The 24,904-nt window shown below is 59.4% G+C and carries 24 protein-coding genes and 1 other RNA gene; 17 read left to right on the top strand and 8 right to left on the bottom strand.

Annotated features, from left to right (window positions below; translation table 11 throughout):
* Positions 1-7: 7 nt before the first annotated feature.
* Positions 8-1,609, bottom strand: coding sequence for a carboxyl transferase domain-containing protein (locus AB5Y76_RS16910; protein WP_263717768.1), 1,602 nt, complete (start codon positions 1,607-1,609; stop codon positions 8-10).
* A complete protein-coding gene (locus AB5Y76_RS16905; RefSeq protein ID WP_100645989.1) occupies positions 1,606-2,748 on the bottom strand; it encodes an isovaleryl-CoA dehydrogenase in 1,143 nt (380 codons plus the stop codon). Before AB5Y76_RS16905 ends, AB5Y76_RS16910 begins: the two co-directional genes overlap by 4 nt.
* A 319-nt stretch (positions 2,749-3,067) precedes the next feature.
* Here AB5Y76_RS16905 and AB5Y76_RS16900 point away from each other — a divergent pair, with 319 nt between their 5' ends.
* The 9 genes from AB5Y76_RS16900 (at position 3,068) to AB5Y76_RS16860 (ending at position 11,438) form a co-directional block, all read left to right on the top strand.
* Positions 3,068-4,225 (top strand): acyl-CoA dehydrogenase family protein, encoded by a 1,158-nt coding sequence (locus tag AB5Y76_RS16900; protein ID WP_263717767.1) that lies wholly within the window; start codon positions 3,068-3,070, stop codon positions 4,223-4,225.
* 140 nt (positions 4,226-4,365) lie between these two features.
* Positions 4,366-5,148 carry an enoyl-CoA hydratase gene (locus AB5Y76_RS16895; protein ID WP_005336930.1) on the top strand — a complete coding sequence of 261 codons (783 nt, stop codon included), beginning with the start codon at positions 4,366-4,368 and terminating at the stop codon, positions 5,146-5,148.
* Positions 5,149-5,166: 18 nt separating this feature from the next.
* Positions 5,167-6,279, top strand: coding sequence for an enoyl-CoA hydratase/isomerase family protein (locus AB5Y76_RS16890; RefSeq protein ID WP_263717766.1), 1,113 nt, complete (start codon positions 5,167-5,169; stop codon positions 6,277-6,279).
* Between the two features lie 51 nt (positions 6,280-6,330).
* A complete protein-coding gene (gene mmsB, locus AB5Y76_RS16885; protein ID WP_263717765.1) occupies positions 6,331-7,233 on the top strand; it encodes a 3-hydroxyisobutyrate dehydrogenase in 903 nt (300 codons plus the stop codon).
* A gap of 52 nt (positions 7,234-7,285) precedes the next feature.
* Entirely contained in the window at positions 7,286-8,065 is a 780-nt protein-coding gene (locus AB5Y76_RS16880; protein WP_123172940.1) for an SDR family oxidoreductase, read from the top strand.
* Between the two features lie 358 nt (positions 8,066-8,423).
* Complete coding sequence (gene arcD / locus AB5Y76_RS16875) at positions 8,424-9,860, top strand: arginine-ornithine antiporter (protein ID WP_005336921.1); 1,437 nt, start codon at positions 8,424-8,426, stop codon at positions 9,858-9,860.
* A 105-nt stretch (positions 9,861-9,965) separates the two neighbouring features.
* The gene (locus AB5Y76_RS16870; RefSeq protein WP_005360120.1) at positions 9,966-10,754 is read left to right on the top strand and encodes a sulfite exporter TauE/SafE family protein; all 789 of its coding nucleotides are present in this window, start codon (positions 9,966-9,968) and stop codon (positions 10,752-10,754) included.
* A 102-nt stretch (positions 10,755-10,856) separates the two neighbouring features.
* Positions 10,857-10,953, top strand: an RNA gene (ffs, locus tag AB5Y76_RS16865) — signal recognition particle sRNA small type.
* Between the two features lie 83 nt (positions 10,954-11,036).
* Positions 11,037-11,438, top strand: coding sequence for a hypothetical protein (locus tag AB5Y76_RS16860; protein WP_263717752.1), 402 nt, complete (start codon positions 11,037-11,039; stop codon positions 11,436-11,438).
* A 13-nt stretch (positions 11,439-11,451) separates the two neighbouring features.
* On the opposite strand, the gene AB5Y76_RS16855 is transcribed toward AB5Y76_RS16860, so the two are convergent.
* The 4 genes from AB5Y76_RS16855 to AB5Y76_RS16840 form a co-directional block, all read right to left on the bottom strand.
* Positions 11,452-12,576, bottom strand: a complete 1,125-nt coding sequence (locus AB5Y76_RS16855) for an MFS transporter (RefSeq protein WP_263717751.1) — start codon at positions 12,574-12,576, stop codon at positions 11,452-11,454.
* 96 nt (positions 12,577-12,672) lie between these two features.
* The gene (locus tag AB5Y76_RS16850; RefSeq protein ID WP_263717750.1) at positions 12,673-13,122 is read right to left on the bottom strand and encodes a cyclophilin-like fold protein; all 450 of its coding nucleotides are present in this window, start codon (positions 13,120-13,122) and stop codon (positions 12,673-12,675) included.
* A gap of 82 nt (positions 13,123-13,204) precedes the next feature.
* The gene (locus tag AB5Y76_RS16845; RefSeq protein WP_263717749.1) at positions 13,205-13,942 is read right to left on the bottom strand and encodes an alpha/beta hydrolase; all 738 of its coding nucleotides are present in this window, start codon (positions 13,940-13,942) and stop codon (positions 13,205-13,207) included.
* Positions 13,943-14,009: 67 nt separating this feature from the next.
* Complete coding sequence (locus tag AB5Y76_RS16840; RefSeq protein WP_263717748.1) at positions 14,010-14,342, bottom strand: hypothetical protein; 333 nt, start codon at positions 14,340-14,342, stop codon at positions 14,010-14,012.
* A 209-nt stretch (positions 14,343-14,551) separates the two neighbouring features.
* Between AB5Y76_RS16840 and AB5Y76_RS16835 the strand changes: the two genes are divergently transcribed.
* Complete coding sequence (locus tag AB5Y76_RS16835) at positions 14,552-15,436, top strand: LysR family transcriptional regulator (protein WP_263717776.1); 885 nt, start codon at positions 14,552-14,554, stop codon at positions 15,434-15,436.
* 215 nt (positions 15,437-15,651) lie between these two features.
* Here AB5Y76_RS16835 and AB5Y76_RS16830 read toward each other — a convergent pair whose 3' ends face one another.
* Together AB5Y76_RS16830 and AB5Y76_RS16825 are read right to left on the bottom strand one after the other, a co-directional pair.
* Positions 15,652-17,478, bottom strand: coding sequence for an ATP-binding protein (locus tag AB5Y76_RS16830; protein ID WP_236357271.1), 1,827 nt, complete (start codon positions 17,476-17,478; stop codon positions 15,652-15,654).
* Positions 17,479-17,486: 8 nt separating this feature from the next.
* Positions 17,487-17,978 carry a molybdopterin-dependent oxidoreductase gene (locus tag AB5Y76_RS16825; protein ID WP_201910093.1) on the bottom strand — a complete coding sequence of 164 codons (492 nt, stop codon included), beginning with the start codon at positions 17,976-17,978 and terminating at the stop codon, positions 17,487-17,489.
* Between the two features lie 338 nt (positions 17,979-18,316).
* Between AB5Y76_RS16825 and AB5Y76_RS16820 the strand changes: the two genes are divergently transcribed.
* From AB5Y76_RS16820 to AB5Y76_RS16790, 7 genes are all read left to right on the top strand, one after another.
* Positions 18,317-18,667 (top strand): STAS domain-containing protein, encoded by a 351-nt coding sequence (locus AB5Y76_RS16820; protein ID WP_005333409.1) that lies wholly within the window; start codon positions 18,317-18,319, stop codon positions 18,665-18,667.
* Positions 18,664-19,080, top strand: a complete 417-nt coding sequence (locus AB5Y76_RS16815) for a hypothetical protein (protein WP_005351415.1) — start codon at positions 18,664-18,666, stop codon at positions 19,078-19,080. The genes AB5Y76_RS16820 and AB5Y76_RS16815 overlap by 4 nt, the downstream gene beginning before the upstream one ends.
* An 18-nt stretch (positions 19,081-19,098) precedes the next feature.
* On the top strand, positions 19,099-21,204 hold the full coding sequence (locus AB5Y76_RS16810; RefSeq protein ID WP_167572627.1) for an SLBB domain-containing protein: 2,106 nt from the start codon (positions 19,099-19,101) through the stop codon (positions 21,202-21,204).
* Position 21,205: 1 nt separating this feature from the next.
* Entirely contained in the window at positions 21,206-21,874 is a 669-nt protein-coding gene (locus AB5Y76_RS16805) for a tyrosine-protein kinase family protein (RefSeq protein ID WP_040068147.1), read from the top strand.
* A gap of 23 nt (positions 21,875-21,897) precedes the next feature.
* Positions 21,898-23,388, top strand: a complete 1,491-nt coding sequence (locus tag AB5Y76_RS16800) for a SpoIIE family protein phosphatase (protein ID WP_263717746.1) — start codon at positions 21,898-21,900, stop codon at positions 23,386-23,388.
* An 80-nt stretch (positions 23,389-23,468) separates the two neighbouring features.
* Entirely contained in the window at positions 23,469-24,470 is a 1,002-nt protein-coding gene (locus AB5Y76_RS16795) for a glycosyltransferase family 4 protein (protein ID WP_263717745.1), read from the top strand.
* Between the two features lie 126 nt (positions 24,471-24,596).
* A partial coding sequence (locus tag AB5Y76_RS16790; RefSeq protein WP_368177765.1) for a transposase domain-containing protein occupies positions 24,597-24,904 on the top strand: 308 nt, incomplete at its 3' end.

Raw genomic sequence — 24,904 nt, 5'->3', positions numbered from 1 at the left:
TTGCTCCTTACATCCGAAAGATGCCGTACTGCTCGGGTTCAATGCGGGCACCCTGACAGGCGGCGAGCGCCAGCGCCAGCACGGTGCGGCTCTGGGCCGGGTCAATGACGCCATCATCCCAGAGGCGGGCGCTGGCGTAGTAGGGGTGACCCTGGCGCTCATACTGTTCGATCACCGGGGCACGGATGGCGGCCGCTTCCTGCTCGCTCAAATCTTTGCCCTCGGCAGTCAGCTTGTCGCGACGCACCTGCACCAGCACCCCGGCCGCTTGCTCGCCCCCCATGACGGAGATGCGGCTGTTGGGCCAGCTAAAGAGAAAATCGGGTTCATAGGCGCGGCCACACATGCCGTAGTTGCCGGCACCAAAGCTGCCGCCGACGATCAGGGTGATCTTGGGCACCCGGCTGCAGGCCACTGCTGTGACCAGCTTGGCGCCGTGCTTGGCGATCCCCTCTTTTTCTGCGCTACTCCCCACCATAAAGCCGGTGATGTTCTGCAAAAAGAGTAGCGGGATGGCGCGGCGATTACAGAGCTGGATAAAGTGGGCCCCCTTCTGGGCACTGTCGCTGTGCAGCACGCCGTTGTTGGCGAGGATACCCACTTCCATGCCGCAAATACGGGCAAAGCCGGTCACCAGTGTGGTGCCGAACAGCGCCTTGAACTCGTCAAAGTCAGAGCTATCCACCAGTCGGGCAATCAGTTCGCGGGCGTCGTAAGGGCGTTTGAGACTGGTGCCCACCAGACCGTAGAGCTCCTCGATCGGGTAGCAGGGGGGCTCGTAGCCGGGGCTGCTCTCTATCGGCTCGTTACCCAGATGAGTCACCAGCGTGCGGGCGATGGCCAGCGCATGGGCATCGTCACGGGCCATATGATCAGCAACGCCGGAGTGGGCACAGTGCACTTCAGCGCCGCCCAGTGCCTCGGCGCTGATCTCCTCGCCGGTGGCGGCCTTGACCAGCGGCGGACCCGCCAGAAAGATGGTGGCCTGCTCCCTGACCATGATCGACTCGTCCGCCATGGCGGGCACGTAGGCGCCGCCTGCGGTGCAGAGCCCCATCACCACCGCCAGCTGCGGGATATTCTGGGCCGACATGCGGGCCTGGTTGTAGAAGATGCGACCAAAGTGATCCCGGTCGGGGAACACCTCATCCTGCATCGGCAGAAAGGCGCCGCCGGAATCCACCAGATAGAGGCAGGGGAGACGCAGCCGCTCGGCGATGGCCTGGGCGCGAAGGTGTTTTTTCACCGTGAGTGGGTAGTAGGTGCCGCCCTTCACGGTGGCGTCGTTCACCACCAGCATGCAGAGCCTGCCCGAGACCCGGCCGATGCCGGTGATGATACCGGCGGCGGGTACCGGCTCGTCATAGACCTGCCAGCCAGCCAGCGCCGAGAGTTCGAGAAACGGGGAGCCCGGGTCCAGCAGCTGATTGATGCGCTCGCGGGGCAGCAGCTTGCCACGGGCCTGATGGCGGGCGTTGTTGGCCGCGCCGCCCCCTAGCGCGATCTCGGCAATGCGGGCGTGGAGATCGTCGACCAGCCCCTGCATGGCGGCCCGATTGGCCGCATATTCCGGGCTCGCCGTGTCGAGGCGGGAGTGGATACGACTCATGCATTTTCTCCCATCAGCTCGCGGCCGATGAGCCAGCGGCGGATCTCCGAGGTGCCGGCTCCGATCTCGTAGAGTTTGGCGTCCCGCAGTAGACGGCCGGTGGGGTATTCGTTGATGTAGCCGTTGCCGCCCAGCAGCTGGATGGCATCGAGGGCCATCTGGGTGGCATTTTCGGCGGCAAACAGGATAGCGGCGGCGCAATCTTTACGGCTGGTGCGGCCCTGATCGCAGGCGCTCGCCACCGAATAGACCAGCGCCCGGCTACTGGCGAGGCGGGTATACATGTCGGCGAGCTTGCCCTGTACCAGCTGGAACTCGCCGATGGCCTGGCCGAACTGCTTGCGCTCGCGCACATAGGGCAGCACCACGTCCATGCAGGCCTGCATGATGCCAAGGGGGCCCGCAGCCAGCACCACCCGCTCGTAATCCAGCCCGCTCATCAGCACCTTGACCCCGCCGTGCAGGGTGCCCAGCAGGTTTTCCTGCGGCACTCGGCAGTTGTCGAACACCAGCTCGCAGGTGCTGGAGCCGCGCATCCCCAGCTTGTCGAGCTTCTGGGCGGTAGAAAAACCGGGAGTGCCGGCTTCAACGATAAAGGCAGAAATCCCTTTGGGGCCCGCACTGGTATCTGTCTTGGCATAGATGACGAAGGTGTCGGCATCGGGTCCGTTGGTGATCCACATCTTGTTGCCGTTCAGCACGAAGTGATCGCCCTCGCGCTCCGCGGTGAGGCGCATGCTGACCACATCGGACCCGGCTCCCGGTTCGCTCATGGCCAGCGCCCCCACATGCTCGCCGCTCACCAGCGGGGGGAGATAGCGTGCTTTTTGCTCCGCCGTGCCGTGGCGGTGGATCTGATTGATACAGAGATTGGAGTGGGCGCCGTAGGAGAGGCCGACCGAGGCGCTGGCGCGGCTTACCTGCTCCATCACCAGCACATGGGCCAGATAGCCGAGGTTCACCCCGTCATACTCCTCCGCCACCGTGATGCCGTGCAGCCCCAGTTCACCCATCCGGGGCCAGAGATCACGGGGAAAGGCGTTGCTCTGATCGATCTCGCTGGCGCGCGGGGCGATCACTTTCTGGCAGAAGGCCGCAACCTGTTCGGTCAGGGCATTCAGGGTCTCATCCATCTGCATCCATGCTCTCCTTGCGGATATGACAGTCGGGTAGGAAGGTTGGCTCGACCGGCTGACTCGGCGTTACGGCTGGTAGTGGTCGGTCCATTTTGTACTTCACTTCTGCCACAAGTTTACGTTAGCGTAAACGTAAATCAATTGTTAGTCTGTTGTGTGTCGATAGAGAGGTAGTTATGAGAGCGTCATCAGCTACCACGACAACAGCGCCATAGTGGCAGATCCGACTGACGCAGCGTGTGGGCGCCGCGTTATAAAGCACTAACTCAGGAAAGTAAGCGCGGGAAAATAAGCGTTGGGCAACAAGGGAGTGAACGACAAGATGGATTTTACCCTGACTGATGATCAACAGGCGTATGTGGAGGCGGCCGCCGCCTTTGCCGATGAGGCGCTCAAACCCCATGCCGCGCGCTGGGACAAGGAGCATGAGTTTCCGATCCCGACCATCAAGCAGGCGGCCGGGCTAGGTTTTTGTGGCCTCTATACCCCGGAGCAGTTTGGCGGATTGGGGCTACCTCGCCTCGATGCGAGCCTCATCTTTGAACGCCTCGCCATGGGGTGTACCTCGACCACGGCGTATCTGACCATCCACAACATGGTGAGCTGGATGCTGGGTAGCTGGTTGCCCACCGAGGTTGCCAAGGAGTGGGTGCCCAAACTGGCCAGCGGCGAGCTGCTGGGCTCCTATTGCCTCACCGAGCCGGGGGCAGGCTCAGATGCGGCGGCCCTCAAGACCCGGGCGGTGCGCGAGGGTGACAGCTACCTCATCGAGGGGACCAAGGTCTTTATCTCGGGGGCAGGCAGCAGCGATGTGCTGGTGGTGATGGCCCGTACCGGTGGTGAAGGTGCGAAGGGGGTCTCTGCCTTTATGGTGCCGGCTAATGCTCCCGGCGTGAGCTATGGCAAGGCAGAAGAGAAGATGGGCTGGAACAGCCAGCCGACCCGTGAGGTTGTCTTTAATGGGGTTCGCATTCCTGCCTGCTATCGGTTGGGCGAAGAAGGGGAAGGGTTCAAATTTGCCATGCAGGCCCTCGATGGGGGGCGCATCAATATTGCCACCTGTTCGGTGGGCACCGCCCAGCAGGCGCTGGATGATGCGCTGGCCTATGTGCAGCAGCGCCAGCAATTTGGTCACCCGATCAGCGAATTCCAGAGCGTGCAGTTTCGCCTGGCCGATATGGCGACCGAGCTGGCTGCCGCCCGCCTGCTGGTACGTCAGGCCGCCGACAAACTGGATCGCGGGGCACCCGACAAGAGTGCCTGGTGTGCCATGGCCAAACGTTATGCTACCGATGTGGGTTATCGAATCTGTGATGAGGCTCTGCAACTCTTTGGCGGCTATGGTTATATCCGCGAGTATCCGCTCGAGCGCTATCTGCGCGATACCCGGGTACACCGCATTCTGGAGGGCACCAACGAGGTGATGCGACTCATCATCGCGCGCCGCCTGCTGGCCGATCCCGGTTTGTCGCTGGGCTAACCGGTGGTCGCATCAAGGGTGTGTTGCCTGCCACCCGATTTGCACCATGCCATGCCGGTTTCGGCTTTGTGAGCCAGCCACAGGTTGGTGTCATTCAAGCCTGTCATCATGGCGGCAGCTTCATCGACAAGGACAATGTTATGACAAGGATCAGACTCGAATATCATGGCCACGTGGCCTATATCACCCTCGACCATCCCCCTGCCAACACCTGGACCCTTGCCAGCCTGCAGGCATTTTTGCAGATGATGGTGGAGCTCGACAGTCGTCCCGATGTGGTGGCGCTGGTGATCCGTGGTGCGGGCGACAAATTTTTCTGCGCCGGTGCCGACCTCAATATGTTTGTCGAGGGGAATGTCGAGCTGGCCCGCGAAGTAGCCGAGGCCTTTGGCAAGGCCTTCGAGGCGCTGGCCCGTTTTCACGGCGTCAGTATCGCCGCCATCAATGGTTATGCCATGGGCGGTGGCCTGGAAGTGGCGCTGGCCTGTGATATCCGCATCGCCGAGCAGCAGGCGTTGCTGGGACTGCCGGAAGCCTCGGTGGGCTTGCTTCCCTGTGCCGGTGGCACCCAGCGTTTGACCGAGCTGGTGGGGCCGGGCTGGGCCAAGCGGATGATCCTCTGCGGTGAGAAGGTGAGTGCCTCGCTGGCCTACGAGATGGGGCTGGTGGAGGAGGTGGTGAAAACCGGTCAGGCGTGGGAGGCGGCGCACCAGATGGCCCATCTGGTGGAGCGCCAGAGCCCGAGCGCCCTGCGCGCCTGCAAAACCCTGATCAATCAGGGCCGCAGCGGCCCGCGGGATGCCGCCTTGCCCCTTGAGCGGTCGCTGTTTCTCGATCTCTTTAGCGATGCCAATCAGCGTGAAGGGGTGGCCGCCTTCCTGGAGAAACGCTTACCGCGCTGGCAATATGGCCCAACAGAATAAATCCATATGGAGCTGTTTATGAGTGAGCCGGTCAAGGTTAGCTGTTATCCCACCGAAGATGGTCATCAGGTCGGGGTGTTGACCCTCGACAGCCCTGCGTCTCTCAACGCATTGAGCCTGCCGATGATCCAGATCCTGCAACAGACGCTGACCCGTTGGGAGCAGGATCCCGCCATCGTCTGTGTGCTGCTGCAGGGGGCGGGTGAGAAGGCATTTTGTGCCGGTGGCGATATCCGCTCCTTCTATTACCGCAAGCAGGAGGCGAGCGGATCGGAACTGTTCGAATATGCCCGCGACTTTTTCGAGCAGGAGTACCGGCTCGACCACCACATCCACTCTTACCGCAAGCCCCTGATCTGCGTGGCGGACGGTATCTGCATGGGGGGCGGCATTGGCCTGTTTGCCGGTGCCGATTTTCGGGTGGTGACCGAAAAGAGCCTGTTCGCCATGCCGGAGGTGACCATAGGCCTCTACCCCGACGTGGGGGCAAGCTGGTTTTTAAGCCGGATGCCGGGGCGGCTGGGGCTCTGGCTCGGTCTGACAGGTGCCCGCTTCAACGGGAGTGATGCCATCGGTCTTGGGCTGGCGGATCACGCCATCGCCAGTGGCGAGCGCAGTGCGCTGTTGTCACGCCTCGCCGTACTCGACTGGACTGGCAATGGTGATCCCCGTGAGCAGATCGATCAGCTGCTCAGGGGGTTGCATGGTGAGGTGGTGGCCCAGTTGCCTGCGCCAGTGCTGTTGCCCCATCAACAGAGGGTCGATGCCCTGCTGGCGGGGCGCACGCTGCAAGGGGTATTGGATCGGTTGTTCGAGGCTCAGTTCGATGAACAGGAGGCGGTACTCCAGCAGGCGCAGCAGCTCTGCCGCACCGGCAGCCCCATCAGTCGCGCCATTTTGTGGCGTCAATATTGGCAGGCTCGCCGCAACTCACTGGCAGAGGTATTTGCCGAGGAGCTGACCCTCTCGGTCAACTGCGTGCTGAAGGGGGATTTTGTGGAAGGGGTACGGGCACTGCTGATCGACAAGGATAAAGATCCCCGCTGGCAACAGTTGCCACCGGAGGGGGAGTGGCTGAATGAGTTCTATCGCTGGCCGCAGGGGCGTAATCCGTTGGCCTGCAAGGAATAACATCTTGGCAACCGTCGCACGCCGCCATCAGCAACGCAAGGAGCAAGCGGGATGACAAGGATAGGGTTTATCGGGCTCGGCAACATGGGGGCGCCCATGGCGGCCAATCTGGCCAGGGCCGGGCACAGGGTGCAGGTGTTTGATCTGGTTGCCCAAAACATTGAGCGCGCTATCGCCGCTGGCTGCATCGCCGCGGGGGATGCCCGTGAGGCGGTGACCGGCTGCGAGGTGGTGATCAGCATGCTACCTGCGGGGGAGCATGTGCGCGACCTTTGGTTGTCTGAGGGGCTGGATCTGCTGGCAGCCCTGCCGGTTGGTGCACTGGTGATCGACTGCTCCACCATAGATGTCGACTCTGCCCGTCAGGTCGGGGAGGCGGCCCGCGCCCGTGGTTTGCGCTTTATCGATGCCCCTGTCTCGGGCGGTGTCGCCGGTGCGGCCGCCGGGACGCTCACCTTTATCGTTGGCGGCGATAGGGCGGATTTCGAGTCGGCGAAACCTCTGCTCGCCTGCATGGGGCAGAACCTGTTTCACGCAGGGACGCTGGGCGCCGGGCAGATCGCCAAGATGTGCAACAACATGCTGCTTGCGATCCATATGGCGGGTACCGCCGAGGCGTTGGCCCTCGGGGTGAAGGAGGGACTGGATCCCGCCGTGCTCTCCACCATCATGGGCAAGAGCTCCGGCAACAACTGGAGTCTGGAGCGCTACAACCCCTGGCCCGGGGTGATGGAGAATGTCCCTGCCGCCCGCAACTATCAGGGGGGCTTTATGACCCGTTTGATGGTGAAAGATTTGGGGCTGGCCATGGCGCTGGCCGAGCATGGCCACAGCGCTGTGCCGATGGGGGCGCTCGCGCGAAACCTGTTCAACCTGCATGCCGCTCAGGGGCAGGGGAGCCGCGATTTCTCCAGCATCGTCGAACTCTATCTGGATAAACAGGATCCCGCCTGACGGGCCACCTCTCTTCAAGGCATCTCTCTTCGACCAGCTACAAGGAGCATTGATGGATATCAAAGATAAGGTCATCGTTATTACCGGCGCTGGACGTGGCTTGGGACGGGCCATTGCGCTGGCCCTGGGCGCACAGGGGGCGACGCTGGCGCTGCTCGATATCAATCGCGCCGATCTGGAGGCGACCGCAGCTCTGGTGCGCAGTCAGAATGATCAGTGCGATCAAGATAGTCAGTGCGAGCTGTTTGTCTGCAATGTGGCGAGCGAAGCCGAGGTTGAGTCGGTTTTTGCTGGCATCAAGGAGCGTTTTGGCGTGCTGCACGGTCTTATCAACTGCGCCGGCATTTTGCGCGATGGCATGCTGATCAAGGTGAAAGAGGGTGAGCTGGTGGAGAAGATGACGCTGGCCCAGTGGCAGAGCGTGATTGACGTCAACCTCACAGGTACCTTCCTCTGCGGTCGCGAGGGGGCGGCGCTGATGGCGCAAGGGGGGCAGGGGGGCGTTATCATCAACATCTCCTCCATCGCCCGCGCCGGCAATATTGGCCAGAGCAACTATGCCGCCAGCAAGGCAGGAGTGGCTTCGCTGGTGGTGACCTGGGCGCGGGAGCTGGCGCGCCATGGCATTCGGGTGATGGGGATTGCCCCCGGGGTGTTTGCCACCGACATGACGGCGGCGATGAAGCCGGAGGCGATGGCGCGGATGCAGCAGGCCATTCCGGTCGGCACCCTTGGCGAGGCGCAACAGCTGGCCGAGACGGTGAGCTTTATTTTTGCCAACGACTATCTGTCGGGAAGGATGATAGAACTGGATGGCGGTTTGCGTTTATAGGGATTTACATCATGGGCCCCGGTGTTTCCACCGGGGCTTTTTTATGCAGATTATTTATACAGAGAGCGCCTGAATGGCAATGCATAGGAACCATGCGAGTCAGGTTGTGTTGGCAGAAAAATGAGAAATATCAATGGGTCTTGGTTAATTTGAGCCAGCTCACAGGCCATATGGGTCAGTGCTGTAAAATTGCGCGCGGTCAAGGCGGTGCATGATTGACGGGACGAGGGATTGCGGTCGGAATAGTCATGCAATATAGTTGCCGCCTTTTTCACGGGGTCAGGATTCCCAGCCCCTCCCATATTGCGTGCAGTATGAATACGGACGCTCTGCCGCCGCCTAAATAAACAGGATTGAAATGGACAAGAAACTAGGGCTGGGCGCCCTCATTTCGCTGGTGATCGGCTCCATGGTCGGCGCCGGGGTCTTCAGTCTGCCACAAAACATTGCTGCGCATGCCAGTGCCGGGGCGGTCGCCCTGGGTTGGGCCATCACCGGTCTTGGCATGATCTGTCTCGCGCTGGTCTATCAGAACCTCTCCATGCGCCGCCCTGATCTCGATGGCGGTATCTTCAGCTATGCCAAAGCCGGTTTCGGCGATTTTATCGGTTTCAACGCCGCCTGGGGTTACTGGCTCTGCCAACTGCTGGCCAACGTCTCCTACGCCATCGTAGTGTTCAGCGCCCTGAGCTACTTCTTCGATACGCCTGACAACGTCATCTTCGGTGACGGCAATACGCCGGTGGCCATCACGCTGGCCTCCATCCTGATCTGGTCGGTGCATGCGCTGGTGCTGCGCGGGGTGCAGGTCGCTGCGCTGGTGAATATCGTCACCACCATCGCCAAGATGGTGCCGCTCATCGTCTTCTGTGTCGCGATCCTGCTGGCCTTCAACATGGATACCTTCACTCTGGATATCTGGGGCCAGAACAACATGGAGCTGGGCTCCGTCATGGATCAGGTCAAGTCCACCATGAAGGTGACCCTTTGGGTCTTTATCGGGATTGAAGGGGCCGTGGTGGTCTCTGCCCGTGCCCGTCATCGCAAGGATGTGGGCCGTGCCACCGTGCTGGCGCTGCTCGGCGCCCTGACACTCTATGTGATGGTGACCCTGTTCTCGCTGGGTGTCATGAGCCAGCCGCAACTGGCGGCGCTCAAGAACCCTTCGACCGCCATGATCCTCGAGGCCGTGGTCGGCCCCTGGGGCGCCTGGCTTATCAACATCGGTCTGGTGGTGTCGGTGATGGGTGCTCTGCTCAGCTGGACCGTGCTGGCCGCTGAAGTGCCCTACATCGCGGGCAAGACCGGTGTGTTCCCGGGCTGGTTTGCCAAGGAGAACAAGAACGGCTCGCCGCAGGTGTCCCTCTGGTGCTCTACCTGTCTGGTGCAGATCTTCCTGATCATCATCTACTTCCAGAGCAGCACCTATCTGGCGCTGGTCAACATCGCAACCTCGGCGGCGCTGGTGCCTTACGTCTTTTCGGGCGCTTATGGCCTGAAGCTGGCATTGAAAGGGGAGACCTATCAGGGTCAACCCCATCAGCGCAAGCGTGACCTGCTGCTGGCCCTGGTGGCGACGGTTTACGGTTGCTGGCTGGTCTACGCAGCCGGTGTGGAGTACCTGTTGCTGGTGGCGCTGCTCTACAGCCCGGGCATCTTCATCTACTGGAAGGCGCGTCAGCATCACGGTCTGCGTGGCCTTAACCGGTTGGAACAGGGGATGACGGCGGCCCTGCTCGGCTGTGCCGTGCTGGCCTTCTACAAGGTGATGGACGGTACCATTCCACTGCACTAACCGGCACAATGAAGAGATGGCCCTCGCGCCATCTCTTTTTTTTCATGCAGATATCCACTGTTGCCCGGCCGTGTTGGCCAGTTTTTGTTTAACACAGGAATTTTTATGCTGTTTATGGGTTACCTCCTGCTGGGCGCCTTTGCCGGTATGCTGGCGGGACTGTTCGGGATCGGCGGCGGTCTTATCATTGTCCCCGTGCTGGTCATGACCTTTCGCGCCCAGGGCATCGACCCTGAAATCATTACCCATCTTGCCCTCGGCACCTCGTTGCCCACCATGATCTTTACCGGATTCAGCTCGCTGCGGGCCCACCGGGAGGCGGGCGCCGTCGACTGGGTGATGATCCGCCGACTCGGCGCCGGCATGCTGATCGGGGGCTGGCTTGGCGGCATGACCGCCAATCTGCTCAGCACCAGCACCCTCAATATCATCATCGGTTGTTTCGCCTGGAGCATGGCGCTGCAGATGGGGCTCAACCTTAAACCCAAAGCGGAACGCCATATGCCGGGTCCGCTCGGCACAGGCATCGCCGGTACCATCATTGGCTGGATGTCTGCGCTGTTTGGTATTGGCGGTGGCTCGCTCACCGTCCCTTACCTGAGCTGGAACTCGGTGCCCATGCGCAATGCGGTCGCGGCCTCTGCAGCCTGCAGCATGCCCATCGCGCTGGCGGGGAGCCTCAGCTACCTCTATGCGGGTTGGGATCATGCCGATCTGCCCGAGTGGAGTGTGGGCTACATCTATCTGCCCGCCCTGCTGGGCATTGTGCTGACCAGTACCCAGTTCGCCCGCATTGGCGCCAAGCTGGCACACCGCCTGTCCCCCACACGCCTCAAGCAGGCCTTTGCCCTGCTGATGCTGCTGGTAGGGGCGAAATTTATGCTGTTTAGCTGATTCATTCGGCAGATTGTTGAAAAATAAGGCAAACGATCTGTTGGAGGGTAGAAAGCCGTTGCATTGAACGCCCAGTTTGCCTATTCTCCTCGCCGGTGGTCCTATTGGTCCTCTCGCATTGATAACCCGTCGACCTGGTCAGGACCGGAAGGTAGCAGCCAAGGCGGGGGACTCGAGTGCCGGGATGTGGCTGGTAGGGCCACCACTTTTTATGCAATTCAATAAGTTAGCTTCCTAAAGCCCTTGGTCATCCACTTTGTGTGGACGACGAGGTGCTCATCGATGAATCTCTGGCTCAGTCCCCACGGCATCTGGTATTACCGGAAAGTCACCACGCTCCCCTGTGGTCGTCGTAAAGAGATCAAAAAATCCCTGCATACCCGAGACAAACTTTGTGCACGTAACAAGGTGGCCAAGCTGCTTGCCTGTGTGCGTTCCAAAGCTCAGCCAGTTCTGCAACCCACAAGCGAGCCAGATAACCCTCAACCTCAGCCGAATATCAAGCCTGCTGTTCCGGCGGCCAAACCGCTTGCTCCGCTGTTGTCGGTCTCGTGTGACCGCTATCAAAAAGAGAAGGCCCTCTCCTGGGCACCGAAAGAGCTCAGCAACCAGAAGAGCTACATCGGCTACTTCATCAAGGCGCTGGGTGAAATTGCACTGTGCGATGGCGAATGGATTTGCTAACGGATGGGTCAACTTACTGGTCAAGCGTGACGGGCCTTAGTCGGCTGCCATTGCCGACCACCATGGAGGCGGCGGTCAGTAACAGGGCACTGCCCATAAAGGTGGCCCTGATAGAGAGGGAATCCAGTAACCACCCCCCCACGGCAGCCCCCAACGTGATCGCCAGCTGAATAGCTGCCACCATCAGGCCTCCACCGCTCTCGGGTGAATCTGAGATGCCCTGGGTGATCCAGGCTGACCAGGCGACCGGAATGGCGGAGTTAAGGGCGCCCCAGAGGATCAGCATCAGGGCCACACTCCAGAAGTGATGCGCCACCGCCAGCAGCGCCAGGGTGATAACGCCTAGCACCAGTGGCAACCAGCGCAGCATCCGGTAAAGATGACGGCGCAGCAGCATGCTTACCGCTGTGGTGCCGACAAAACCGGCCAGCCCCAAAGCCAGCAGCAGCGCCGAGAGTTGTGGCAGGTCGACCTGGGTGCGTGTCTCCAGGAAGGGGCGAAAATAGGTAAAGGCACTGAAGGCGCCGGCAAAGGTCAGCGTCACGCCCATGATGGCAATGGCGACGTTGGGCCTTCGCATAAGGCGAAATGCGCTTTGCGGGCGTGCTTGGGAGTGCATGGAAGGCAGGCAAAGTACCATCCACAGCAGGTTGATCACTCCCAACGGTACCAGCAGCCAGAACACGCCCCGCCAGCCGATCAGCCCTCCAAGGTAACTCCCAATGGGGGCCGCAAAGGCGGTCGCGACCGCATTGCCGGTATACAGGATGCCCAACGCTTTGGGGACGGATTGGCTGCCGACCAAACGCATGATGGTGGCCGTTGCCAATGCCCAAAACCCGCCGATGACGATCCCGAGCAGAGCGCGTGCCACCATCAACACGGTAAAGTTGGGGCTAAGGGCGATCACGATTAAAGAGGTCAGCATCACGACGACTAGCCCCATGAGCACATGACGTCGGTCCAGCCTGTGAGAGAGGGGGGCGATCAGCAAACTGGTCGGGACGGCAAACAGGCCGGAGATGGCAATAGCAAGACCGGCCATGCCATTGCTGGCACCTAGATCGGTGGCGATCGGCGTCAGCAGGCTGACCGGCATAAACTCAGCGGCAATGAGCAGTGCCACACACAGGGACATGGCGGCAACCGCAGACCAGTGTTCGTTGACGACAGCGGGTGTATGTGATGATAACGATGTTACGTTCATGGCATGACCTGAAAGTGAAATATGGGCTTATTCGATTGCTTCGATCGTGATGCTGGCGGCCGAGGTTATGGTCAGGTGGGAGAGACCCGATTCAATGCGCCCTAACTTAATCAGTCCGGTCGAATAGCCAAAGTCCCGATAGAAGATCGCCAGATTGCCCCACGGGGCGTAATAGGTGAGATCCCCCACGTTCGGGTCAATGCCTTTTGGGGCGCCCTGTGTGGTCAATTTGCGGGGCAGATAAGCAATCTTCTCGGTGTCGGCGTAATCCTCGAGGGACAGCGTCAGGGGGAGCATGGCAAAAAAGTCCCGGGCGCTGTGACTATCTTCCAGGGTGGCCTTGATGATCTGGCCGGCTATCGTCATCTTGATGTTCATACTATCTGCCTTGTTCTGAGCCTCAGTACTTGTAGCGGTTGCGGTGCTGGTCACCCCCAGCAACAGAGCCATCGCGCCAACAAACACTCCTCTGATCATTGAGCTTCTCCCTATGTGACGTGAATGGTGGCGTCGAAACCAGTGAGAAAACGCGGCGAAGAGGCCGCCGCGTTTTCGACGCTTACTTCATGTTGGTCTTGAAGAACTGCTCGAACTTGGCGAACGGGATCTTGCCAGCCTGGTTGTCATACAGGTCGACATGATTGGCGCCAGGCACAACGACCAGCTCTTTTTGCTTGCTGCCAACGGCCTTGAAGGCATCTTCGGCAAAGTAACGAGAGTGAGCCTGCTCACCGGTCACGATCAGGGTGGGAATGGATATTTCGCTTGCATAGCTCAGCAGCGGCATATTCATGAATGACAGCGGCATGGTAGTGGTCCAGGCCCCGTTGGAGTTCACCGAACGGGCATGGAAACCACGCGGTACACGGTAGTAATCGAAGAACTCCTTGAGTACCGGGTGCGGGTTTTCCGGCAGAACCTCTGGCAGGGTGCGGGCGGCAGCGGTGACATTTCCCTTGTCATCGACATAGAGGTCGTGATTGCTATGGGCATAGGTGCCACTTTCCGCGTCTTTCCAGCGTTGTTCATTCAGGTATGCCAGCACGGCGCGGCGATCGGCGGTGGAATATCGATCCTTGCCATCGCCCACCCCATGCCCCATGGCCCGGCTCATGTCATACATCACGCTGGTTGCCACCGCCTTGATGCGGGTGTCGCCAGCGGCGGCATTGAGGGCCATGCCACCCCAGCCGCAAATCCCCAGTAGACCAATACGGTTGCGGTCGACCTCTTTTTGCAGGCCGAGAAAATCGACGGCGGCGCTGAAATCTTCGGTGTTGATGTCTGGCGAGGCCACATCACGCGGCTGGCCGCCACTCTCACCGGTGTAAGAGGGGCCAAACGCCAGCGTGACAAAACCACGCTCAGCCAGGGTCTGGGCATAGAGGCCGCTCGACTGCTCTTTTACGGCACCAAATGGGCCGCTCAGAGCAATGGCCGCCAGCTTGGCGTTTCCCCCGGTTTTTCGGCAGATAGAGGTCAGCCACCAGAGTGATGCCGTAACGGTTCTTGAAGGTGACCTTGCGATGATCGACCTTGTCGCTTTGGGTGAAGGTCTTGTCCCATTGGGTGACCATGGAGACAGGTTCAGTGGGGTTGGTTGTTTGGGCATGACTCAATGTAGAGACTCCGGTTAATGCGGCGCCCAGCAGCAGGGTAGACGCGATAGCTGTCAGTTTCTTGGGGAGAACATTCATGGCAAAGTTCCTCGAAATCGGATTTCTGATGCGTGGTCCTGGTGGTGGAGGGCTGGTTTTGTGAACCACGACACACAGTCTAGTTAGAACGAATAGTGATGATTAGAGGCGGTTTTTTGATAACATTAATGCTTATTTGTTCTAAATTAAGACGTCTGACGCGCACCTGACTCAGGTCGTGGCGGACAGGAATATAGGGGGTGAACAAAATGACAGGCCGCGAGAATTACAACGATCTCCACGTCTTTATGCTGGTCGCTCGGGAAGGGAGTTTTACCAAGGCCGCAGCTAGGTTGGGGCTTGCCCAGTCCGGGGTCAGCCGAACGATTCGGGATCTTGAGGCCCGGCTCGGGGTGCAGCTTCTTATGCGCACCACCCGCAGCCTCTCCTTAACCCAAGCGGGTGAGCAGTTGTACCGCACGGCGCAGGGCTGTTTTCAGTCCCTTGATGCGGGTCTGGCCACGCTCGCCCACTATCGTGATACCCCTTCAGGCACGGTACGGATCAACGCCAGCCAACATGCCATCGACAAGGTGCTGCTTCCCAAGCTGACCATCTTCAGGCAGCGTTATCCCGATATTCGGCTGGAACTCATCAGTGAAAGCCGCTTCGTGAACATCATCGATGAGCGCTTTGATGCTGGCGTGCGGCTGGGTGACGAGGTGGATGAGGGGATGGTGGCCGTGCGCATTACGCCCGATCTGGAGATGGTGATGGTAGCCACACCAGATCATTTTCTTCAATACGGATTTCCCCAGGCGCCTGCCGATCTGGCTGGACATCCCTGTATCGCTTACCAATTTGCCGATGGCAGCCTCTATCAATGGGATCTGTGGCAAGAGGGGAAGGCGATTAAGCATCGACCACAGGGGCAGTGGGTCTTCTCTGACAGTTATATGGAGGCGGCTGCTGCCAAAATGGGGCTGGGACTGGCCTATGTGCCAGAGGAATTGGTGAGCGATGAACTTGAGCGCGGCATCTTAATCCAGGTATTGAAACCCTATAGTCACCGTTTGGCTGGTCTGTACCTCTATTATCCCCACCGGAATGTTTCACCCGCATTAAGAGTGGTTATTGATGCATTAAAAACATAAATATAGTCATTCACTCTGGTCTGGACGTTGTAGGGAGGGGATTACTAGATCTGTACAGATCAAAAAATCTCTGCATACCCGAGACAAGCCGACGGCCCGTGCAGCTGTTGCGAAGCGGCTTGCCTGCGTGGGTTCCAGACCCAAGCCCATTCAGTTGCCTGCAGAGGTCAATGTTGCCCCACATGAGCAATCAGTAGCCCGGAATCAGGGGGGGGTTATTGCTTGGTGACACGCAGGGTGGCGTTGTATTTGAGCCGACCATGGGAAATATGTCTGTTTATCTCGCTTAGCAGCGTCTCTTTATTGATGGGCTTGGTGATATACCCGTTCATGCCATGGGAGAGATAGTATTGCTTGGATTCCGGCATCGCATCAGCCGTCAGGGCGATGATGGGGATATTTGCCCAAGGCATCTGGGAGGTGCGGATCCGGGTGGTGGCCACCAGGCCATCCATCACTGGCATCTGGACATCCATCAACACCAGATCAAATTCGGTGTGACCCAGTTTCTCCAGCGCCTCTTCTCCCTGAACGGCCAATGTGACCTGATGGCCCACGGAGTCGAGCATGGCGCCGATCACCTTGCGGTTGGTGGCATTGTCATCAACCAGCAAGATGCGATAGCTCTCCTGATCCAGCGGCTTGGACGGCAGGCAAACAATCGAGGGGGTCGTGGCTCTGGCGGGCCAGATGTAGGTAAAAGTACTGCCATGTCCCTCGCTGCTCTCTACCGAGATATCGCCACCCATCAGGCGTGCGAGGTTACGGGATATTTCAAGTCCCAGGCCCGATCCACCATATTGGCGGGTGATCGAGACATCCGCCTGGGCGAAACGTTGAAACAGGTTCTTTAGCTGACTTTTGCTCATGCCGATCCCGGTGTCCTGGATCGAGATGCGTATCGAGTGGCGATCCTGCTCCAACAGGGTGCTATCAACGTGGATCTTTACTTCCCCCTGATGGGTGAACTTGATGGCATTGCTCACCAGGTTGAAGAGGATCTGGCGCACCCTCAGCGGGTCGATCATCAACCACTCCGGCGTATCGGGGGCAACAGTCAGGGTCAGTTTGATCCCTTTCGCATCGCAGTTGCTTTGCATCAGGGCCCGGATATCCTCCAGCAGCTGGGGCAAGTGATGGGGGGCCAGTTGCAGCTCGATCTTGCCCTCTTCCAGTTTGGATACATCCAGAATGTCGTTGAGCAGACCGAGCAGATGGTTTGCCGATTCCCGCGCCGTCTCCAGATAGTCTCGCTCCCTCGGATCCATATCCCGGTCGGCCAGCAGGGAAAGCATGCCGAGAATGCCATTCATGGGTGTGCGAATTTCATGGCTCATGTTGGCCAAAAAGCTGCTTTTGGCTCTTGTGCCTGCCTCTGCCGCCTGATTTGCCCGCAGCAGTTTGTCATTGAGCTGCTGCATCAGTTTGTGTTGCAGAAACGAGATATTCATTTGCCGCCAGATCAGCAGAGCGAGCACAAAGAGCAGCGCAAATTGCAGGGTCGCGATGAGTGTCGTCGTGATGATCTGCTCCCTCACGCTGTCGCGGCGTGCCACATCAAACAGGGTCGCCTGCTGGTTCACCTCCAGAGTCAGCTGATGGAGCAGGGGAAGCAGGGAGGCGAGCTGTTGGCGCAGCTCCTGATGGGCAAGATTGTCCAGCGGCTTGGTGGCTTCCGGGCCGAGCCAGATATCCGCCAGAGAGATGTAGGATCGAATGGCTTTGCTTGCCTGCTGGTAGATCTCTGTTTGCTGAAGCAGGCTGCGATCCTTGCTCTCCAGCACCAGATCCATGCGGCTGACCAGAATATCGTATCTGAGTTGGAAGGTCGGTTGCGACTCATGGAGCAGCGAGCTTTGAAAACGCAGCGCTTCGTTATAGAGCTGGAAATAGTTCCACATCACGTTGTCTTCGCCCTGGCTGGTACTGCGCTGCAGATCCTGAAATTGCCGGTACTGGATGGTACCAATACCGGCAAAGGCTAGGAGCAGCACACAAAGCACCACAAACAAGAAACGTTGACTGGCCGCCATGGAACGCATGATGGGATCTACTCCACTTTTATCGCGCTGATCTGCCAGATAGCCCGACCGTAATAGAGTTTGTTTTGCAGTTCGGGATATTGATCGAACGGATAGACAAGAAACAGCGGCCCTTTGTCACGCACCGACAGTGGCTTGCCATTGATCGTGCGGGCGAGGATGACCCGATACTGCTCGGCATCGCTTGTCGGCACCTGTACCGAGTAGTCATTGAGCGCGGTAATGGTGAGCTGTTTGCCGGTTGCCCCGACCTTGGCCAATACATCTTGCAGCAGCGGGCCGCGAAAAGTCTTGGCTTCGTCATACCAGGGGGTATGGGTTTTGATTTCGTGTACCGGCAGTTGATCCAGCATGGCGCTGTCCCACAGGGCCAGAGCCTGATGAGTGGGGCTGCTGATGGCGCCTTCAACCTTCAACACGGCGCTGTCAGGGGAGGGAGCTGCGTATGCGGTGCTGCAAAGGGCTGCCAGCAGTGGTGCGATGTAAAGGCCTGCTTTCATGATCTCTCCTTCCTGGAAAATGGCGGCATGGGGGCCGAGCCAACGGTGGCTTGTGAAGTGTGTCCAAAGGCAAGCAATAATCGGGCCCAGTCTAATGGGCTTGAATTATCAGTGATTTAGCCTGTTATCGGGCGATCTCGGCCAAGGTGAATTGCAGTTTGCAACGTGCGGGGGAAGTTAATTGCAATTTGGCAATCAAAACGAGGAGTGGGTGTCGGCGAATAAGGCGCAAAGAGTATCATTTGGAGAACAAGTGCCGTGGCACTGCTCGGCATAACATTTGCAACGTGCTGAATGCCGTGACAGCAAATAGTCTGAGAATCGACAAGGAGCTAGCGATGGAAAGCATGACTTACACCCTTAATGATATCCAGGTAGTGGTACTGGAAAACGAGTTTGACGCGATGGCCGTCAGTGAGCTCCGCCCGTTGTTTGAAACCCTCTCGACCCACCCGGGAGATATCCTGGCCGATATCAGCGATGTTCATTTTATCGACTCGTCGGGGATCGGAGCCTTGGTATTTCTCTATAAAAGATTGATTATGAACGGGCATCAGATGGCCCTTGTCTGCGGACCCGGTCAACCCCATGACCTGCTGGAGATGCTGCATATCGACCGGGTGATCCCCTGCCATGAGAGCATCAAGGCCTATATGCGTTCCCGTGGCATGATGGCCGCGGCATCATGAAACGCTTTGGTATCCTGCTCTCGTCCATTCTGCTGTCGGGTTGTGCGCAGTGGCCGCCGGAGGGGTATGGCGGCATGGCAGAGGCAAGACCCACCCGTATTCCGGTCAATGAGGATGAACGGCGGGTCTGGTCTCGTTATGATGAGCGTCAGAAGGAACTCGACTTGCAACTGACGGAATTAAAGCAAGCGAGTCTGCAGGGGTGTATGCCTGCCGAGTTGAAACGACTACAATCTCAACGTATTGATATCGAACGGGATATGCACGGACGGCTCTGGTCGGATGTAGCCTGGCGTCAGACCGTGTTGGCACAATCACTACAACAAGTACGTTTGCGGCTGCAACAGACAACAGCGGATGGCTGTCGTGCTGATTGGTCAGGGCTCCCCTTACGCCAATGGGGGCAGACGTAACAGACGAAAAGGATGTCTATGAAACGGGGCGCTCTCGAAGGATTGATCTGTGTTCTCTTGCTGTTGTTCACCTGCCCGTTACTGGCCTCCACCTTGTTGGCTCCCGGTGATCGGTTGGCCATAGTGCAACCCGGTGAGCCTGCTTTTGATCAGCCTTTCCAGGTCAACAAGCAGGGGGAGATTGCACTGCCTGAAGTTGGCAACGTCGTGGTGGGGGGAAAGACCCTGCAACAGGCGGATGAACTGATCCGCACCGCCCTCAAACCTGTTTACAACAACCTCTCTCAATTGACCGTCACCTTGCTGGAGAAGCGGCTGCTGATTAGCGTGATGGGCTATGTCAAAAAACCCGGCAGTTATGATCTGGCGCCCGATGGCAACGTGCAGATGGCCCTCGATGCCGCTGGCGGTCTGGTGCCCGGTGCCCAGCTCAACAACATGCAGGTGCGGCGCGGCAGCACGGTATCTAGCTTCGACTACAAGCGTTATCTCGATACCGGCGATGCCAGCGTGTTGCCGCCATTGCAATCCCTCGATGTGGTGTTCGTACCCGCCTCTCCGCTGATCGGCAACGTGCAGATTGATTTTGATGCGGCAACCCTGGCGGCAGGCGGGGATGGCGATACCGGCAAGGCGATCAAGGTATTTGGCGAGGTCAACAGCCCCGGCGCCTTCAGTTTCAAGAGCGGCAACTCCATCGTGGATCTGCTGATGCGGGCAGGTGGTGTGACCCGCTTTGCCGGGGTGGAGCGGATCCGGGTGATCAATGGTGATGCCCCCGAGCTGTTCGATCTCAAAGCCTATCTCGACTCCGGCAACAACAAGTTGCTGCCCAATCTGGCGCCGGGCGCCACCATCTTCGTGCCCAAGGATGAAGAGCAGATAAAACGGGGGGCACGCACCATCTACATCATGGGCGAGGTGTTCAAACCCGGCGCCTATGAGGGGCGGGAAGGGGACTCCTTCCTCGATATTCTGGCCAATGCCGGTGGCCCGACCCGCTATGCCGAGAGTCGCCAGATCCGTTTGCTCCGCACCGATGGCACGATCGAACCCATCGACTTGCAGGCCTATACCGAAGGGATGCAAAAGGCGCTGCCCCAAGTCAAACCCGGTGATGCCATCTTTGTGCCGGAAAAGACCGATATCAACGAGAAGTCCTGGTTGAAAGTGGCACCCGGGCGGGCGGTGATGGTGATGGGGGCGGTGCGGATCCCGGGCCGCTATGAATGGTCTGACGAAATGTCACTGCTGGATCTGATCGCCCACGCCGGTGGCCCCAACGAGCGGGCCGATATCGCCAAGGTGCAGATCCTGACCGCCGAAGGGGGGCAGGCCACGCCGACCCTGTTTGATCTCGACAAGTTTCTCCATCAGGGGGGGGCGCTCGCCAGCCTGCCGAAGATCCGGGCCGGATTCACCATCATGATCCCCGAGCTGCCCACCGATCCCAGTGATAACAAGTCCCAGTGGGTGCGCCAGTCACCGGATAGCTCCATCTATATCTTCGGTCAGGTCGGGGCCCCCGGTCGCTATGCCTTCAATGAGCAGATGGGCTTTATCGACATCCTGTCGGCCGCCGATGGTCCGACTGCGGCGGCGGATCTGCGCAATGTGCGTATCGCCCATCGCAGTGGCAGCACTGCGCGGGTCAGCAAGCTCGACCTTGCTCTCTACTTTGAAACCGGCGATGAGACCTTGCTGCCCAAGGTGCTGCCCGGCGACTCCATCTATCTGCCGGAGAAGAATCGCCCCTGGCTCGACGAGCCCAAGGAGAACACCATTCGGGTGTTGGGGGCGATTGCCCGTCCCGGTCGCTACCGCTTTGACTCCTCCATGACCCTGCTGGATCTGCTGGCCGAGGCGGGGGGGCCGACCAGCAGCGCCTATATCAAGAAGATTGTGGTGATCAACATGGCTACCAGTGGTCAGGGGGATCAGGCCCGCAGCTTCGATCTCGACGGCTTTGCCAAAGAGCCCGACTTTAGCCAGTTACCGGTGCTGCGCGCAGGGGACACCGTCTTTATCCCTGATAGCAAAAGCAGCAACTGGGCCATCTTCATGGATGGTATGCGCGACATTTTGACCACGATTTCGGTGGTGGCCCTGGTCGGGACGCTTTGATATGAGCATCCCCATTCAATATCTGGAGCTCGAATCCCTCTATGCGGCGACGGTCGCCCGGGGGATCCGCTCGCTGGCGGTCACCTCGTCGGAAGGGGGAGAGGGGGTGAGCTCCATCTGCGATGCGCTGGCAAGGCGCTCGGAAGCGGATGGGCTGCGCACCCTGCTGGTGGATCTCAACCTCTATCACCCCGGCCGCGCCCCGGCGGTTGCCTGGGGGCCCAATGATGTGCCCGAGCCTGTGGCCAATGGCCGCTCCTTGTCGCTGCTCCCGGCGCCGGGTAAGGATCTGATGGCCTTTCGCAACAAGGATACCTTGCGCCAATTGCTGGTTCGCTGGCTGGAACATTACGATGTGGTGATCTTCGATACCTCGCCGCTCACTGCCCTCAATCGGGGTAATATTCCGGCCGATCAGGTCTGTGGGGCCTGTGAAGGGGCACTGCTGGTGGTACTGGCGGGGGTGACCCCGACGACCGTGGTACAAAGTGCGGTGGATAAACTGACCCGTGCCGAGGCCAATCTTATTGGCGCTGTCTATAACGACAAGCTCAACCCGGGGCTGGCCAGCGAGATCCTGCGCGAGCTCAACCGGCTGCCCAGTAACCGGGTGACCGAATGGCTCAAGCGCTGGTGCCGGCGCAGTGCCTTGCTCAATTTCCGGATCTGATCGCCCGCTGATGGAGGCCCGATATGGATGACTGGTTGCGATCTGCTCCGGCAACCCTGCAGTCGGTACGCGAACTGCGCAACCGGCTGGCACAGGGGCTCTCCCTGTTTCAGGTCTCCCCAAAGGATCAAGCCAACTGGCTGCTCTGTTTCAGTGAGCTGGCCACCAATAGCGTCAAACACACAGTCCCTCCCGCGACCCGACTCTGGCTCACGCTGAAAGAGGATGAAACGGGTTTGAGTCTGATACTGGAAGATGATGGCGGCCCGCAACCCGGTCTTGCCAGTGCGCCGTTACCCGATGAGCTGCAGGAGGGGGGATACGGACTGGCGCTGGTGCACCAGCTGTTTGCCGAGGTGCACTTCTCTCGCGACGGTGATCGCAATCGCGTGACCCTTCGCCAGCAGGGTCCGGTCAACCAGCTGCCGGTGATCGCGGTGATCGACGATGACAAGGTGATGCGTGCCTTGCTCACCGCCTACCTTCATGAGCACTACCGGGTTGAAAGTTATGCCGACTCCCATGCCGCCCTGCTGGCGCTCGGAAAGCAGCCCCCCGCGCTGGTGCTCTCCGATATCGAGATGGAGGGGATCGATGGCTTTGGGCTGCGCCAGCAGTTGATGAAGGATCCCAAGATGAAGGGGGTGCCCTTTATCTTCCTGACCGGTCATCAGGATCAGTGGACCCAGAGTCGGGCGGGGGCGCTGGGGATCGATGACTTTCTGGTCAAACCCATCACCAAGCAGGACCTGTTGCTGGCGGTTTCGCGGGTGCTGCAACGCTCGCAGCAGCTCAAGTCGCAATGGGGCGAGCAGCTGGATCAGCGCATGACCTCGGCGCTGCGCCCGTTATTGCCCGCCACCTCCATCGGGGGATACCAGCTGGCTTTGCAAACCCGTGCCGCCACCGTGGGGGGCGGTGACTTTCTGCTGGTCAAGGATCGGGTGTTGTGGCTCGGGGATGTGATGGGCCACGACGCGGAAGCCAAGTTCTTCGCCCATGCCTATGCCGGTTATCTGCGCGGCTTGCTGACGGCGCACGATCTGGAGCGCGCCCCCGCCCGTTTGCTGACCATCTTGTCCAATGCGGTTCACAGTGATCCGTTATTGGGGGCGACCCTGCTCACCACCCTCTGTATTGAGCTCGGCAACGAGGGGCGGGTGCAGTGGGCCAGTGCGGGCCACCCGGCGCCCTGGCTGGTCGGGCCCGGCACCATCCGTCAGGTCGGCGTGACCGGCCCCTTGCCCGGTTTGCGCCCGGATCCCCACTTCGTGACCAATGAGCGTCAGCTCAAGCCCGGCGAGATCCTGCTGTTCTGGACCGACGGCCTGCTCGATAGCCGTGATGCCGCAGAGCGCCAGCGCTGGGAGGCGCAGCTCAAGGCGATCTGCCTGACCTCGGGGCCCGGTCTTGAGCAACTGGCTCATCGCATTGCCCGCTGGTTTGATGAACGCATCAATGATGCCGCCCTCGATGACATGACCCTCCTGCTGGTCGCCTGTCCCGGCGCCTGATCCTGCCCCTCTTTGCCTGACTGGCCCGCTCTATGCAGCGCCTCATTTCAGGTGGCATGGAGCCACGGGAGGAGGGCCTTATGTTACCCATGCAGCAGATCTGGCTGGCCATCGATGCGCGTCAGGTCGGTGGAATAGAAGTTCACATTATCCACTTGGCCAACGATCTGTTGGCCAGGGGATTTCGCCCCACAATAGTGCTGGTGAGCAACCACGGCATGACCCCCTTTACGACCCTGCTCAAACAACAGAGCTTGCCCTACGAGGTGTGCCAAAACAGCCGCGATTTTATGCGCCGTCTGGCCCGCCAGCCTGCTTCTGTGCTGATCCATACCCACGGCTACAAGGCCGGGGTGCTGGGGCGGCTGACAGCCTGGTTCACCGGTAAATCGGTGGTCTCGACTTTTCACAGTGGAGATGACGGGGAGGGATTGCTGAAGTTTTACAGCTGGCTGGATCGGACTACAGCGCGTTTTGCGAAGTGTATTGCAGTAAGCGAGCCCATCGCTCGCAAATTGCCTGTGCCGAGCACGGTGATCAGTAACTTTGTCCCCATGCCTGCGACGCCGGCTACGGTAACTGGCAACCGGATTGCCTTTGTCGGCCGCCTCTCGCCGGAAAAGGGGCCGGAGGCGTTCTGCCAGCTGGCCGCCTTCTGCCCGGACGGAGCGTTTCATCTCTACGGGGATGGCCCCATGAAAAGCGCTTTGTTGCAGCAGTATGGTGATCGCGTCCAGCTTCATGGTTTCCAGAACATGGCCAATGAGTGGCACAACATCGACCTGCTCTGCATCACTTCCCGCTTTGAAGGGTTGCCGCTGGTGGCCCTGGAGGCGATGGCTCACGGCATACCTGTCTGTACCTTTGCGGTGGGGGGCCTGGTCAATCTGATCGACCATAAATCCAATGGCTGGCTGGTGGAGCCCGGCCATGTGCGGGATATGGCGGAGCTGGTCAACTACTGGCTGCGCAGCGATGGGGTGGTGCGCAGCAAAATGAGTCAGGCGGCCCGCAACACCATAGCCCGCGGGTACAGCGTCAACAACAGAGTGACCGATATTCTGGCTGTCTACGGCTCCTGAATCCCCAAGGGGAAACCCGCCAAAAATGAGTGGCCGCTGGCCATAATGCCGATCAGTTAAGGATCCATTGACCGATCCTTCTGATGTGTGAAAATCCGAAACCTGTTGATTGGTTTCGGATTTTTTATGCGTATCGACCAGGCTCTCGATTTCCTGCACGCCAGTAATGCCGCTCAGTTTGAGTCACTCTCCGACCTCATTCCCAACGAGCTCATCACCACTCTGCTCGCCGAAGAGGATGTCGTGACCCTGCTTCGCCGCCGTATGCCCATGGAGCGTCTGGTCTGGGCCATCATCGGTATGGCCATCTTCCGCCATGTTCCTATGACTCAGCTGGTCAATCAGCTCGATATCCTGTTGCCCGGCGACCGCCCCTTCGTCGCCCCCAGTGCCTTCCTGCAAGCTCGCCAAAAACTGGGGGACAAGAGCATCGA

The organism is Aeromonas sp. R1-2 (genome assembly GCF_040908505.1).
GTDB lineage: Bacteria > Pseudomonadota > Gammaproteobacteria > Enterobacterales > Aeromonadaceae > Aeromonas > Aeromonas veronii.
This window is presented reverse-complemented; position numbering and strand designations above follow the sequence as displayed.